We start from the raw sequence: 14,804 nt of genomic DNA, 5'->3' as shown, positions 1-14,804 counted from the left end.
CATGTTCTTCCCTTAGCATAACGCTTTTTCATCTCCAAGGCTCACATTATTTTATTCCTTATTTTCCCTGAATTTCGATATATCGCCCATTTGTAAAATAAACCGGATTCGTAAAGGCAATCATCGTATGAATTCCCATTAACTCGCCATGTAATTCTGCGCGTAGCCACCGCAAATCATCAAATTGGATTGTATGTGAAAGATTCGGATTGCCTGGAGAAACCTTCAATTCATTAAGAAGGCCTGCATTGCTTTTCAACTTCACCGTAAATTCCTGTTCTTTCACATCCCAAATGCCAGCCCGGGTCAAAGTATCTAAGGTAAACAGAATTTCAAAGTTTTCATCAGGTTGGCTTACATCGATTTCATCACCAATCTCATACTTCTGATTATTATATACGATTTCGAAGGTAAGCAATGGCCCTACTGAAACAGTTACTTTTCCCTTGCTTATAGCTTCAATAACCTGGCGCTCCTGCACTGATGAATTCTCTTGTTTATCGCAATAGATGTAGGAAACTGCAATCGGATTCGGTTCATTGTCTGGAATGACATGCCAATCGCGGCCGCACACACCAGTTATCCGGTACCCTTGATTCAATAGATCATCCCATAACTGAAACGCTCTCTGATTCGATTTCATAATAGACGGGAATGTATAAGACCACACTTCCAAGTAATCAACATCATGCCAGTCGGTTATTGGATATTCCCAATAACAGCCGGTGCACAAGGGGCTTCCTACTCGATAAGGATGTGCAATCCCCGCAAGCCCTCCAGCTTCGTGGATTCGTGCAATGCCTGTATGAATATCGTCTATGCCCAAGTCACGCCATTCCACATATCGGTCAACACCAAGAGCAACCATATGGCCGAAAAAAGTCGTCCATTCCAACCCTCGGATAATACGCATGCTAGTCTTCAGTTCGACTTGCTCCTTATCTAGGAGAGCGGTCATCGTATTGTGGTCCGTCGAAGCAAAACCATGCAGACCCATCTCCTTTGCCGCTTCCGCCATCTCTAATAAGGAGTGATTGCCGTCGCTATGATACGTATGCGTATGAAGTTCATAAGGAAGCCAATTTTTCATATTTCGTCTCTCCTTTCCAGACCAGCAGCTCACAATGACAGGAAGGTGTCAACAACGCATGAATACTTAAAGTAATCTCCCAATGTCCGGTGGGCAGCTTACCCGGAATAAGGCCTGGGGATGCGGAATCTTCATCTATCATCAAGATTTGATCCGGATTTTGCCGATGGCATGCTCCGCGAAACCCGTTACAATCATCAATAGAAAATGTAATCAGATTTTTCAAGGGGACAAACCGTTTCCATGTATCTTCCTGGCTCGCATCAGCCGTTCCATTGTATTTCAACAGACTTTCTTCAATGACTTGCTTAGAAAGTTGCTCGTCGTTCCATTCCTTGGGGCTGTATTTGACCATAAAATTCAACCGGCTTGCTGGTTGATCTAATACAAATTTATACCGAATATGCGTTTGCGTGTCCTTTGGATACAATTCTGTCTTCTTATGCAGCAGCTTTTCCATTGTTGCTCCTCTCCTTACTTCAAAATACCACCCAAAACCTACCACAAGTATGAATCTTCAAGATAAGCCATCTATTTGTACTTGTTTAACTTCTGATAAGTGCTTCAAATGTTCTAGTATAAGCCCTTTATGAAGCTTGTGATGCCCTTTAACAGACAATTTCACTTCTAGTCTAGGTATATCTCCCTCCCTGTGATGTGACTGGGTCAACGTCATATTTTTGACACTCAGACCTTGATCTTTAAGAAAATTAATAATCGTAATAAGAGCCCCGGGCTGATCACTGATCTCTAGCATAAGCTCTACCTTACGGCGGAACATGAGCGACTCAATTTTATTCAAAATCAACAAACTGAATACAACCATCACTGTCGTGATTCCTGCTGCAAAATAAAATCCCGCGCCTATGGAAAGGCCGATTCCTGCGGATACCCACAAGCTGGCGGCTGTCGTTAACCCCTTTACATTCAGTCCGTGTCGGATGATCGTTCCCGCACCTAGAAATCCTATACCGCTTACAACTTGTGCGGCAAGCCGGGCAGGATCTATTCTGACATTTGGTTCATTCACAAATTGCGGAAATCCGTATATGGAAAGTATCATAATTAAGGTCGAACCCATACAGACTAGTATATGCGTGCGAAAACCGGCCTGATGGTTCTTCAATTCTCTCTCTATGCCGATTATGCCACCTAACAACAAGGCGACACTCATTCTAATAGCAATTTCCAAGTAATCAATATGCCATATATCCAATAGCAACCCTCCTTAACACTTTCGTCTGTGCCATCGAATCAAGCTTCTATTCACTCCTTTCAAATCATTGCCCCTTTTAGTTAAGCGCTTACCCTTGTTAATCATTATATCCCTTGTTTGTAGTTTGTCAATAAAAAATGCCCCTCTCTATATACATTAGAAGGGACATTCTATATTCATCACTATTATTTCGCTATTTGCGGCTCGCCAGTACTCTGCCTGACAACCAATTCGGGAAGCAAAACAATTCGTTGTTTTGCTGATTTGGTTCCTTTTATTTCACTAATAAGCAAATCTGCTGCATAACGGCCCATCTCTTTAATAGGCTGAGCTATAGTCGTCAATTGAGGAGCTATCAGTGTGGCCATTACCGTATTATCAAATCCTATCACCGACATATGATCTGGCACCTTCACCTCAAGTTCTCTTGCTGCCTGAATGGCTCCAATGGCGATGATATCATTACAGGCAAAAATGGCAGTCGGCGGGTTTCCGCTTTGTATTAGGCTACGCATACTTTGCTTACCGTCATCAATAGAATGTCCGCAATTGACTATCATGCTCTCGTCAAACGGTATACCGGCATTGGACAAAGCTGCCTTATAACCTCGAACGCGCTCTCTGCTGCTCATAATATTCTCGTATTCCGCAATGACAGCGATCCTTTGGTGACCTTGCTCGATCAAATGCGCCGTGGCCTGGAGCCCGCCCAAATAATCGTCGACTAGAACAGTATCTATAGCTAATGCTGGCATTTCACGTGCGATCAGCACCACTGGAACTTTTTTGCTTATTATTTCGTGTAGAGAAGAATCTCTTTCGTGATCCCTGCCCGTAGCCAAAATGATGCCGTCTACATTTTTATTTAATAAGAGCGATGTGTACTTTAACTCTTTATCCAAGCTATTGTCCGTGCTGCATATAATCATACTGAATCCCAGCTCATGCGCTCTATCTTCTACCGCTCTTGCAATTTCCGCAAAAAAGGGGTTGGCTAGATCGGGGATAATCATACCGAACGTAAACGTTATCTTACCAGTCAGCGCTGATGCAATAATGCTCGGCTGATACTGCAACTCGTTCATGATTTGAGTCACCTTCTCTCGGGTGCTCTTGGATATGCGTCCGGTATTGTTGATGACTTTGGATACGGTCGCAATCGATACTCCGGATTTTTCCGCCACATCGTAAATCGTCGGCTTCATTTAATTCGGCTTCTCCTCTCCGTTGACTGCGCTCTTCCTATCATAGGCTTTTAGTCTTTCAGACGCAAGTTAAGAGCACGTATTATAAAGAAAAAATACAATCCGGCTGCATTAGCCGGATTGTATTCCTCACGGAATGGATTAATAACGTGCGACAGTCATTTTTTTTCTCGTGTAGAATTCTACACCGTCCTTGCCGTTGGCATGGAGATCGCCATAGAATGATTTCTTGTAGCCCGAGAATGGGAAGAATGCCATCGGGGCAGGTACCCCGACATTTATGCCCAGCATGCCGGCATCGATCTGCTCACGGAACTGACGGATCGCCTTCGCGCTGTCGGTGTAGATGCACCCGCCATTCGCAAATTCGGATTCATTAGCAAGCGCTATCGCTTCATCCAATGATTCTACTCGTACAATTTGCAAGACAGGAGCGAATATTTCATCTTCCCAAATAACCATCTCCTTCGTCACGTTGTCGAAGATGGTTGGACCGACGAAGTAACCTTTGCCATTCGACTCTTCACGGTTACGGCCATCCAATCTCAGCGTCGCACCTTGCTCTACACCTTTCTCTATATAACCAAGCGTTCTCGTTTTGTGAGATTCGCGAATGACGGGCCCCAGGAAGACGTCGTCTTGCATTCCATCGCCCATCGTAATCTTCTCCGCATGTGCAACAAGTTGATCGACAAGCGCATCTGCCGTATCGCCAACAGCAACAACTACCGAGCAAGCCATGCAACGTTCACCGGCAGAACCAAACGATGCGGCGATAATTTCTTTCACCGTAAGCTCCATATCCGCATCTGGCATAACAATAGAATGGTTCTTCGCTCCGCCTAACGCCTGCACACGCTTGCCATTCGCCGCCGCAGTCTTGTACACATATTCAGCCACCGGCTGAGATCCGACGAACGAGATGGCTGCTACGTCGGAATGATTCAATAGACCGTTCACCACATCCTTGGCTCCATGAACGATATTTAATACACCATCAGGCAGACCCGCTTCCTGGAACAGCTCTGCCAGCCGATTAGCCAGAAGCGGCGTTCGTTCCGAAGGCTTCAATACGAATGTATTGCCGCAAGCAATCGCTAATGGGAACATCCAGCATGGCACCATCATAGGGAAATTGAACGGCGATATGCCGCCTACTACCCCTATCGGATAGCGATACATGCTAGACTCTATATTCGTCGCAATATCGGGCAAGGTGTCGCCCATCATCAAGGTTGGTGCGCCTGCAGCGAATTCTACGCATTCAATGCCTCGCTGCACTTCGCCGTATGCTTCCTTATAGCTCTTGCCATTCTCCATCGTGACCAGCTTGGCAAGCTCCTCCCAGTTGTCCACGAGCAGCTGTTGATATTTGAACAAGATGCGGGCTCTTTTCGGCACCGCTACTTGCTTCCATTGTTGATAGGCTGCTTTCGCCGATGCTACCGCCTTGTCCACATCCTCCTGCGTGGAGATCGGCACATATGCCAAGATTTCACCTGTTGCAGGATTGGGCACCTCATCATAGCGGGAAGTGACTGATGGCTGCCAGGCACCGCCAATGAAATTTTTTAATTGCTCTGTTTGATTTGCCATATTCATCATCCTCCATTACATTCTGATTGCGTATTGCAGTCGTTGCTCCATACTTCATCTTGTTATTCATACTTCTTCATATGGGTCTCGATCTGTTCAACAGTCGGCATCGCATCTGAGCAGCTATGGCTTCCGACAACGATGGATGCTCCGGCCGCTCCATACTCCTGACAGCGTTCAATCGGCCAACCTTGCATAAGTCCATAGATGAACGCACCGGCAAAAGCGTCTCCTGCTCCAAACGTCTTCACCACTTCATTCGGGAAGGTGCGGCCCTTCCATTGCCCGCCGTCTCTAGTAAACGTGATCGATCCGTCGCCGCCATGCTTCACTACGACAATTTGCGCTACATGACTAAACCAGGTCCGCGCAGTATGATCATCATTGATTTGATCCGGATCGGTCACCGTCTCCATCAGATCGAACTCTTCTCTTCCGCCAATGATGACGTGAGATTTTTCCGCTACCAGACGGCAGTAAATGCCGATCTCATCTTGACTTGCCCATGTATACGGACGATAATCAATATCGAAAATAACGACGACATTATGCTTTTTGGCATAGTCTAAAGCGAGAAATACAGCTTCGCGGGACGGACTTTTGGCAAGTGCTGTACCTGAGATGAGCAATGCCTTACTGTTCGCAATGGTCTGTTCGCATACATCATTAGGTTCCAGCTTCAAATCTGCTGCATTGTCGCGATACATGAGAATGCTGCAATCGGTAGGAGATAGAATCTCCGTGAACGCAAGACCGGTAACGCTGCCTGTGCGATCAATGACGACATTATCCGTGCTTATCGACTGATCTTTCAAGTATTGTATAATGTATCTTCCAAATTGATCGTCAGATACTCGTCCGATAAATCCCGTTTTCAACCCTAATCTGCTCATCGCTACCGTAATATTGGCCGGTGAACCGCCCAAATATTTCGTGAATGTACGCGTCTCCTCCATCGGACGATGAATTTCGTTAGCATTCAGATCAATGCATAATCTTCCTAGGCTGACACAGTCTAATTTCCGTCCTGATTCGAATGGGATTGCATTCACTTTCTCATCACTCCTTCGGTTGAAATAACCACTCATGGTCGGGATCGTTATGGAACTTCCATGTCCGGACAGGTCCAGCCATTACATTCAAATAATAGCTTTCATATCCCGGCGGAGCCGACACTGGATGATAGCCTTTAGGCACCATCACGGCTTGCCCGTCTGCAACGGCCATCGTCTCATTTAAGGATCGATCGTCTGTATACACTCGCTGAACCACAAAGCCGTGACCCGGATTTACTTTATGGTAATAGGTTTCCTCGAGATACGACTCATGCGGTAAATTTTCCTGATCATGCTTATGCGGCGGGTAGCTGGACCAGTGTCCTTCCGGAGTAAAAACTTCGACGACCAACAAGCTGTCCGCCAGGGTCTGCTCAGGTAAAATGTTGTGAATTTGCCGGGTCATATGGCCGTAACCACGTGGTTCAACGGCTACATCTTCCGGTGGAATTAATCTTGCTTTATGATTCCCGTGGCCCGGTGCATAGCAGAGCGCAACTTCCAACTGGGTTAAAGCGGTGATCCGCAGTTCATCCTCATTCGGTACGTATACAGAATAAGGTGGAATTTTGTCAAACACACTCATCCGGCGGCCAATATTCTCAAAGGAATTCTGCGAGACATGCACATCGGCCAATCCTGATAGCAAGACGACGCATACTTCCTGATTTCCCGTCATTTTTGTTAACTTCTCGCCTTCTGCTAACGTATATAGCTCAAATCCAACATAACGCCAGCCGGCAGACTCCGGGGTTACCTTCAATACGTTGCCTTCGGCATCCGGATGATGTTGAGGTACAAGCAGTCTGGACATGTGATCACTCTCCTTCTAAATTAAGCTGTCAATCGTTTCATGCAAGTACGCAATCGATTGTCTCGCATACTGATTGGGCTCCGCTTTATCCGGATCCTGTTCCGCTTCGATAATCATCCAACCTTCGTAGTCTTGTTGTTTTAGTGCCTGGAATATCGGTTTGAAGTCGATAACGCCATCACCCGGTACCGTGAACACGCCTTGAACGACGGCATCAATGAACGGTATCGACTCACGCTTTACACGCTGCAGCACATCGTCTCGCACATCCTTCAGGTGGATATACGCTATCCGATTGCGATGCTTCCTGAGCAGCGTTAACGGATCGGTCCCACCGTAATAAGCATGGCCTGTATCATACAGCAGATGAACAAGCTTCGGATCGGTCATGTCCATTAAGCGATCAATTTCATGCTCATGCTCTACAACTGTACTGGCATGATAATGATAGATGAGCTTCATGCCCAACTCGTTGCATATTTCACCTGCTTGCTGCAGACCTTCCGTCATATATTTCCATTGCTCATCAGTCAGGCGCTGCACTTCTTTTTGCTCCAAGCCGCGAGGGTCCGCATGAGGAGAACCCCCGATTTCACATGTGACCACATGCTTGGCTCCCATATAATGCAGAAATTCGGCATGACGTCTGTAAGCATCAAGTTCTTCCTGGCGTAAGGAAGGATCGGCGAAAATGACACCTTTCCATTGAGAGGTCAACTGCAGCCCTTTGGTTGTCAATACTTGCTTCAACTCAGCCGGATCTTGCGGGAATTTGCGACAGTTCTCCGTCCCTGTGAATCCTAATGCAGTAAAGTCATTCAACAGTTGATGGCATGTGTAATGATCTCCAATGGCATGCACATCTTCATTGACCCAATTGATCGGCGATATGCCGAACTTCCATTTTCCGATTTGCATCGATCGCTGTCTCCTTTTAATAGGGTTTGATTCTGGCTAGCTGCTCTTGATTAGCTTCGTAAGCTTGCTTAACCGATCCACTCTTGGAGACCGCGGCCGTATCTACTCGCCACCAAGAGTCGTAACCTTCTGTATTGGTCCCTGCCAGCACCTTTACTTCAATTAGCGTCGAGCCTTCTTCTTTACGCGCTGCTTGAATGGCTTCCTTCAATTCATCGATCGAGCCCGCTGTAAACACAGTAACCCCAAGGCTTCTCGCATATCCGGCAAAGTCCACTTGCACATGTTCTCCGTTCAACTTGCCGGTTGAGTTGTCACGGTAGCGGAATTCGTTGCCGAATCCATTGCTTCCATGAGCCCGCTGCAGGTTATGAATACATTGAAACCCGTTATTATCGAGCAAAATGACATTCATTTTTTTCCGTTCCTGCACACTCGTCAACAACTCGGAATGAAGCATGAGGAAGCTTCCATCGCCGACGATAGCGTAAACTTCTCTGTCAGGCTCCGCCAGTTTCACGCCGAAGGCGCCAGACACTTCATACCCCATACAAGAGAAGCCGTATTCCATGTGGTACGTTTTCGGCTGCTTGCTTCTCCATAAGCGGTGAAGATCTCCTGGAAGGCTGCCCGCTGCGCAGACGATGACGTCTCGTTCATCAATCGTTTCATTCACCGCGCCTACGACAGTCGTTTGAGCTAAACCATCCGTTCTTTCAATCGCATACAAGCGATCCACTTCCTGGTCCCATTCCTTCTTCAGTTGCTGCAGCCTGGAAGGCTCATAATAGGTTTCTTCGCCATCCTGAAGCTCAGATTGAAGAGCGTTCAACGCTTCACGCGCATCGCCAACGAGTTGATGCCCGTTCATCTTAATCGCATCGAAGCTGCTAATGTTAATATTCAACAATTCAATATTCGGGTGTTGGAACATTGACTTAGAGCCTGTCGGGAAATCGGCCAGGCGAGTGCCTACCGTAATAATGAGATCCGCTTCTTGCGCCAGGCGATTGCCGGCAAGCGATCCCGTAACGCCAACGCCTCCCATATTAAGCGGATGATCCCATGGCAGGGCGCTCTTCCCCGCTTGTGTCTCCACAACAGGAATCTGGAATCGTTCTGCGAAGCGCTTCAACTCTTCCGTCGCCAATGCGTAGTGCACACCGCCGCCGGCAATAATTAATGGTTTGCGCTTGCGCTTTATCAGTTGCACAGCACGCTGCAATGCCGAAGCAGCTACAGGCCGGCGCTCAATATAATGCACTCGTCTCTGGAAGAAGGACACTGGATAATCATAAGCCTCGCTCTGAACATCTTGCGGAAGACATAACGTTACCGCGCCTGTCTCCACAGGATCTGTCAATACACGCATAGCCTGCGTGCAAGCGCTCATAAGCTGCTCCGGACGCGAGATGCGGTCCCAATAACGACTCAACGGCTTAAAAGCGTCGTTCGCAGATATTGTATAATCTGAAGGCACTTCCATCTGCTGCAGCACAGGATCCGGCTGACGATCCACGAAGATGTCGCCAGGCAACAGAAGCACCGGAATCCGGTTTACTGTAGCTGTTGCAGCCGCAGTTGCCATGTTCAATGCTCCAGGGCCGATTGAGCTTGTGCATGCATAGATGCCAAGTCTATTTTTTTGTTTCGCATAAGCCGTTGCGGCATGAACCATGCCTTGCTCGTTTTTGCCCTGTATAAATGTCAGTTCGCCGGGGTCTTGTTCCAGAGCCTCTCCGATCCCGGTTACATTGCCGTGACCGAAAATGCCCATGATCCCTTCTACAAACTTATGTTCTTGTCCATCAAGAGAAACAAACTGCTGATCCAGAAACTTCACTAAAGCTTGAGCCATTGTTAATCGAATTGTTTCCACTTATTCCGCCTCCCTCGAATGAATTAAGGTAATCGCTTAACCTTTTCTCGCATATCTTCTAGCTAGTTGCTCTCTTTTTTTGAAGATCTAGCCGAGTTTATGCCATTTCCGATATTTTGACGGGTCGTTGCTCCGCTAATGATGTCTTGGCTGCCAAAGCAATCAGTTCCGCTTGATAGCCGTCCTCTCCTGTTACAGGTGTTGCATCTCCACACCGGATCGCGTCAATGAAACTTTTAATCTCCTTCAAGTAAGATTCCTTATATCGCTCCAAGAAGAAATATTGCGGCTTATCCTTAAATACGCCTTGCCCATTGCTCAATTCAGCAGAGTTGGGAAATTGATTTTGCACATTAACTTGGCCTTCAGAGCCAAACACTTCTACTCGCTGATCGTATCCATACGCCGCCTTCCTGCTGTTATCAATAACAGCTAGTGAGCCATTCTTGAATCGCAAAGTTGTAATCGCTGTATCAATATCGTCAAGCTCACCAATCATTGGATCAATCAGTACAGCTCCGGCTACACTTACCTCTTCTACCTCGCTGCCGCTCAGAAATCTCGCCATATCGAAATCGTGAATCGCCATATCGATAAACAATCCGCCCGATACCTTAATATACTCATATGGGGGCGGCGCAGGATCTCTTGATGTAATTTTTATAATATGCGGCTCACCTATTCGACCTTCGGTAATCCATTCACGCACTCGACTGAAATTAGGGTCGAACCTGCGGTTAAATCCCGTTTGGAATTGTAGTTTTGCTTGTTTGATCGCTTCAACTGCTCTTTTCGTCTGCTGAATGTTGAAGCTGATCGGCTTCTCGCAAAAAACATGCTTGCCCGCCACTGCTGCTCGTTCTATCAAATCCGTATGGGTATGGGTCGAAGAACAGATAAGCACAGCATCAATGGAAGGGTCTTCAAAAATATCTTCTACACGATTAGTGACATTCGGAATGGATACACTTTCCGCCCATACCTTGATCTTCTCAGGCACCAAATCTGAAACTGTCTTTACTTGGACATGTGGCATCGTCAAAATATTTTCTGCATGAATTTGCCCTATTCGTCCAGCGCCAATCAGTCCGATGTTGATCATTTTCACACTAAAACCTCTTTTCACAAAAGGGTAGGGTAACCGCTTAACCAAATGGTACGATTATCTTAGCACACATTAAATAGTTTGAATAGACGTTATCGAAAAAAAGACTACTGGAAGCGCTAATACGCGCCTTCCAGTAGTCCCATTGACAAACAAGTAGCCAGAGACAACACTTTCGGACCTGACGGGTACTGTAACCATATCCGCTCGCCGTCCCAGCGTTCGATCACTCCCGTACCGAATACGCGATGTCTTACCTTCGCTCCTTGTACAAGCTCAGCCTCCTTGCGAATCGTATTCGGATGGAGCGGAGCATTCGCTCCCCCGCTCCGCTCCTGCACGATTACGCCGGAGGAGCTGCCGTCGTCTGCGACAGCCCCCGATCGCGCGGATGGAACCGCACGTCCAGCCGCGCCCCCTCTGCCCCGCTCACCAGCCGCTTCCGTGCGCCGGGCTGAGCGATCGGACGAACCGCCGATCCTGCCCCCACGCTCCTGCTCCGGCTTCACGATGCCGCGCACCGCAGTGACGAACGCGGACTCCTTCACCGACTCCCCATCCCGCTCCCGATAAGTCACCATTTCCAGATGCTCGCGCGCCCGGGTCATGCCGACGTAGAACAAGCGCACTGCTTCTTCCATAAGCGGCTGCTCGCCCGTACCGCCGTCCTTCTTATGGGGACCGCTACCCTTGCCGTCCTCGCTAGACGGAATGACGCCGTCGATCAGATCGATCATATAGACGCGGTCGAACTCCAACCCTTTCGCACTATGGAAGGTAGAGAAGGTGACGGCGTTTTGCCCCCGCTTGGAGCGCGAGCCCTTCAGCGCAGCCTCCAGTTGCTTCAGCCGGGCTGCGAACTGCTCCATCGTCTCCAGCCCGTCCGCAATATCCTCCAGCGTATTCAGGATGCCGATCAGATACTCCCGCTTGAAGCCGAGCCTCTCGCACATTTTATCCAGCGCCTTCTCATAGCCCAGCCTGCTCCTTATAACGCGTATCGCATGCTGCGGCGGCATGCCGCGCATGCCCTGGAATGTCCCCTTCGCTTCTTCCAGCAGCTTCACCTGATAATCCTTGAGCGTCACGAACTTCAGCAAGTTATCGAATACCGACTCGCCGTTGTCGATCTCCTTCAGCACCGCCATCTGGTGCTTGCTGATGTAGCCGCTCATCTTCAGATGAATCCGCTCCAGCAGATCCGGCCGCTTGTCCGTATACGACATGCGCATGAAGTTAAGCACGTCTTCCACCACCCAATGCGAGAAGAAGCGGACATCCGCATCCTTCATATAGAACGGAATGCCCATCCGGTCGAATTCATTCATCAGCGCAATGGACGAAGCATTGTTGCGGTACAGAATCGCCACCTCGGACAGCTTCTCCACCTCCTGCACATGCTGGGCGAGGAACTTTGCCTGGAAGCGGTAATCCGGCAGCTCGCGGAACAGGATGTCGCCGCGCTCGCCGTTGGCTGTGAACATATTTTTGTTATAGCGGTTCCTATTCCGCTTAATGAACGCATTAGCCGCATGAACAATCTCCTGCGACGACCGATAATTCCGCTCCATATATAGCGTCACTGCATCGGGATAGACCGACTTGAACTCCAGCAAATACGAAGGCTCCGCCCCGCGCCAGCTGTAGATCGACTGATCGTCGTCCGCCACCACGCACAGATTGCGATGCTCGCGGACCAGCTTCGCGATAATGGCATGCTGCACAAGCGATGTATCCTGGCTCTCGTCCGTCAGCACATAATCATAGCGCCGCTGAACCTTCCGCAGCAGCCCCTCTTCGCGCTCAAGAATATCGTTGGCATACGTCAGCATATCGTCATAGTCGAGCAGCAGCTTCCGATGGCCGGAGCGCTTATAGTCTTCGTACTCCAGCAGCACCTTGGCGGCATGCGGCACGCTCGTGCGCACACTGCTCCAGCGGTCCGGGGGAATCATCCTGTTCTTCACATAGCTGATGAACGTCGTCAGTTCATCCATGCTGTCGTCGCTGGGGTTCTCACCGGCTATCCGCTTGAACAGCGATCGCAGCAGCAGCTTCTTGTGCAGAGGCATGCCGTCCATGCCGACCTCCCCGCTTCCGCCCCCGTCCTCTTCCTCGCTCACCTCGCCCTCAATAATCAGGAATTCTGTTCCTTCCACGCGGAACTGCTCCCTTATGATTTCGAAGGCCAGACTATGAATCGTGCTGAACCCGGCGGACGGAAGGTGCGGGAAGAAGCGGTCGAATCGCTCCTTCATATCTCTGGCGGCCGCTCTGCTGAAGGTCACAGCCTTCATGCGCGCCGGATTCACCCCAAGCACTTCGATAAGATAGCCCATCCGCATCATAATCGTGGTCGTCTTGCCCGAGCCGGGCGATGCCAACAGCAAGAGCGGACCGTCCCCATGCGCGACCGCCCGCTGCTGCGCCTCATTCAGCTCGAGGCCGAGCTCCTCTTTCTTCACCGCCAGATACCGCTCTTGCTCCTCTGTCAATCCGCTGCTCCCTTGTCCTGTTGCTACCGTATCCTTCATCACTATCTATCACTTCTTCCTTACGCTTCATTCATTACCCTTATTCGACTGTCACCGCACGTCCCGCTCGCTGTGCATGGGATATCGGAACGCTATATCTCCCTGTTCATAAGCCCACTGCAGAGCAGCCGTAATGGGCGTCTGTAGAACGCTATGACCGAACAAGATGTAGCACTCGTTATTATTCTCGTCGTCTTGCAGCATACTTAATTGCGACACCATCTGCTCGCTGCTATCGCAGCTGTCGAAGCGCCGTTCCGAGCGATAATAGCGCACTCCATGCTCCAGATCAGTATAGCGGTCGTATTGCCTCAGTATCCGTAGCGCCGCGCCTGACAAGCCGCAATTATCTGTTCGGTCATCATCCGCCGTTAGCGCTCCATCGATGAGGCCTTGACGCTTCAACGCAATAAGCGCCGAAGTGTTGACCGAGAAATAACCGAATCGGACGATCTTGTCGATACTGTCGGCGCCGGCGAACCGGATGATGGCCGCATGCATGTCCCGCACGCTCGCGATCATCTCCTCGTCGCTCAACCCGCTGGAGCGCGTATTCTCATACAAGGAATGGTAGCCGAACTTCAGCCATTCCGCATGCGCGGCGAACTCATCTTTGAACTTGATCGTCATATCCGACATCGTGAAGGCATCGTCCGTCCTGCCATAGAACAAGTAAAAGCTGAATACCGCGCCGTACTTCTCATGCATCTCCCGCAAATACGCAAACACTTCATGTTCGAACAGACTGTTGTATCGGGCTTCATTCACCGTCAAATCCTTCATCAGATCGTACGTATCGTCGAACGATATATGCATGAACTTTCCCGGCTTGTGCTGCACGTCGAAGTGAACCAACTGAGGAGCCGGAGCAAGCGTATCTTCAACAGCCGTACCCGCTTGTGTGATATCTCCACCGAGGGCAGACTTCAGCTCGTAAGCGGCATAGCATATCCCGTTGGCATACACGAAAGCCGTCTTGCCGACCATCCTCACTTCCACATCCAGCTGTACCGGCAAGGAGCCGCGACGAAGTGCCTCCTCCGCTTCGCCCGACAAGGCGGCAGAACAATGAGCCCCATCGCCAGGCACAACAGCAGGAATAACGGCATGCGATTCATGCCTTGCATCTACCGCATAGGCTTCTACCTTCAGCGCTCCCGTACGCCCGGCAGTCACCACGAACCATACCGTTGCGCCATTGACATTCCCGATGAACAGACGAAGCCTGTCCACTGCAGCCGTTCCCATACAGAACGTTGCTCTCATCGCGCACATCCCTCTGTTGCCATCCGTCAGCTTGTGTCGCTCCCACCGCTGTGGCGGAAGCGCTGCGTTCTCCTTGCTCATAACAATCCATCGATCTCCTCTATTTTCCTATTTCCATTCCGCTTG

At 49.3% G+C, this 14,804-nt stretch carries 12 protein-coding genes; all 12 read right to left on the bottom strand.

Going from position 1 to position 14,804, the window contains the following annotated elements; genetic code table 11:
• Nucleotides 1–58 precede the first annotated feature (58 nt).
• Entirely contained in the window at nucleotides 59–1,090 is a 1,032-nt protein-coding gene (locus ACFQ2I_RS02470) for a CehA/McbA family metallohydrolase (protein WP_377561904.1), read from the bottom strand.
• On the bottom strand, nucleotides 1,068–1,550 hold the full coding sequence (locus ACFQ2I_RS02465; protein WP_377561902.1) for a hypothetical protein: 483 nt from the start codon (nucleotides 1,548–1,550) through the stop codon (nucleotides 1,068–1,070). The genes ACFQ2I_RS02470 and ACFQ2I_RS02465 overlap by 23 nt, the downstream gene beginning before the upstream one ends.
• A gap of 57 nt (nucleotides 1,551–1,607) precedes the next feature.
• Entirely contained in the window at nucleotides 1,608–2,306 is a 699-nt protein-coding gene (locus ACFQ2I_RS02460; protein WP_377561901.1) for an MgtC/SapB family protein, read from the bottom strand.
• Nucleotides 2,307–2,491: 185 nt separating this feature from the next.
• Entirely contained in the window at nucleotides 2,492–3,511 is a 1,020-nt protein-coding gene (locus tag ACFQ2I_RS02455; RefSeq protein ID WP_377561899.1) for a LacI family DNA-binding transcriptional regulator, read from the bottom strand.
• A 141-nt stretch (nucleotides 3,512–3,652) separates the two neighbouring features.
• Nucleotides 3,653–5,107, bottom strand: a complete 1,455-nt coding sequence (locus ACFQ2I_RS02450) for a CoA-acylating methylmalonate-semialdehyde dehydrogenase (protein WP_377561898.1) — start codon at nucleotides 5,105–5,107, stop codon at nucleotides 3,653–3,655.
• A 62-nt stretch (nucleotides 5,108–5,169) separates the two neighbouring features.
• On the bottom strand, nucleotides 5,170–6,159 hold the full coding sequence (iolC, locus tag ACFQ2I_RS02445) for a 5-dehydro-2-deoxygluconokinase (protein ID WP_377561897.1): 990 nt from the start codon (nucleotides 6,157–6,159) through the stop codon (nucleotides 5,170–5,172).
• Between the two features lie 7 nt (nucleotides 6,160–6,166).
• Complete coding sequence (gene iolB, locus ACFQ2I_RS02440) at nucleotides 6,167–6,976, bottom strand: 5-deoxy-glucuronate isomerase (RefSeq protein WP_377561895.1); 810 nt, start codon at nucleotides 6,974–6,976, stop codon at nucleotides 6,167–6,169.
• Between the two features lie 15 nt (nucleotides 6,977–6,991).
• Entirely contained in the window at nucleotides 6,992–7,894 is a 903-nt protein-coding gene (gene iolE / locus ACFQ2I_RS02435; RefSeq protein ID WP_377561894.1) for a myo-inosose-2 dehydratase, read from the bottom strand.
• A 16-nt stretch (nucleotides 7,895–7,910) separates the two neighbouring features.
• The gene (gene iolD, locus ACFQ2I_RS02430; protein ID WP_377561893.1) at nucleotides 7,911–9,773 is read right to left on the bottom strand and encodes a 3D-(3,5/4)-trihydroxycyclohexane-1,2-dione acylhydrolase (decyclizing); all 1,863 of its coding nucleotides are present in this window, start codon (nucleotides 9,771–9,773) and stop codon (nucleotides 7,911–7,913) included.
• Between the two features lie 97 nt (nucleotides 9,774–9,870).
• Nucleotides 9,871–10,875, bottom strand: coding sequence for an inositol 2-dehydrogenase (gene iolG / locus ACFQ2I_RS02425; protein WP_377561958.1), 1,005 nt, complete (start codon nucleotides 10,873–10,875; stop codon nucleotides 9,871–9,873).
• 122 nt (nucleotides 10,876–10,997) lie between these two features.
• Nucleotides 10,998–13,412 (bottom strand): ATP-dependent helicase, encoded by a 2,415-nt coding sequence (locus ACFQ2I_RS02420; RefSeq protein WP_377561891.1) that lies wholly within the window; start codon nucleotides 13,410–13,412, stop codon nucleotides 10,998–11,000.
• Between the two features lie 51 nt (nucleotides 13,413–13,463).
• Nucleotides 13,464–14,759 (bottom strand): hypothetical protein, encoded by a 1,296-nt coding sequence (locus tag ACFQ2I_RS02415; protein ID WP_377561890.1) that lies wholly within the window; start codon nucleotides 14,757–14,759, stop codon nucleotides 13,464–13,466.
• Between the last annotated feature and the right edge of the window lie 45 nt (nucleotides 14,760–14,804).

This window comes from Paenibacillus chungangensis (assembly GCF_042675905.1).
Lineage (GTDB): Bacteria > Bacillota > Bacilli > Paenibacillales > Paenibacillaceae > Pristimantibacillus > Pristimantibacillus chungangensis.
This window is presented reverse-complemented; position numbering and strand designations above follow the sequence as displayed.

What these genes read in the sequence shown, in the direction of transcription:
- ACFQ2I_RS02470 (WP_377561904.1), bottom strand. Translation starts at nt 1,090, where the DNA reads ATGAAAAATTGGCTTCCTTATGAACTTCATACGCATACGTATCATAGC.
- ACFQ2I_RS02465 (WP_377561902.1), bottom strand. Translation starts at nt 1,550, where the DNA reads ATGGAAAAGCTGCTGCATAAGAAGACAGAATTGTATCCAAAGGACACG.
- ACFQ2I_RS02455 (WP_377561899.1), bottom strand. Translation starts at nt 3,511, where the DNA reads ATGAAGCCGACGATTTACGATGTGGCGGAAAAATCCGGAGTATCGATT.
- ACFQ2I_RS02450 (WP_377561898.1), bottom strand. Translation starts at nt 5,107, where the DNA reads ATGGCAAATCAAACAGAGCAATTAAAAAATTTCATTGGCGGTGCCTGG.
- iolB (WP_377561895.1), bottom strand. Translation starts at nt 6,976, where the DNA reads ATGTCCAGACTGCTTGTACCTCAACATCATCCGGATGCCGAAGGCAAC.
- iolE (WP_377561894.1), bottom strand. Translation starts at nt 7,894, where the DNA reads ATGCAAATCGGAAAATGGAAGTTCGGCATATCGCCGATCAATTGGGTC.
- iolG (WP_377561958.1), bottom strand. Translation starts at nt 10,875, where the DNA reads ATGATCAACATCGGACTGATTGGCGCTGGACGAATAGGGCAAATTCAT.
- ACFQ2I_RS02420 (WP_377561891.1), bottom strand. Translation starts at nt 13,412, where the DNA reads ATGAAGGATACGGTAGCAACAGGACAAGGGAGCAGCGGATTGACAGAG.
- ACFQ2I_RS02415 (WP_377561890.1), bottom strand. Translation starts at nt 14,759, where the DNA reads ATGAGCAAGGAGAACGCAGCGCTTCCGCCACAGCGGTGGGAGCGACAC.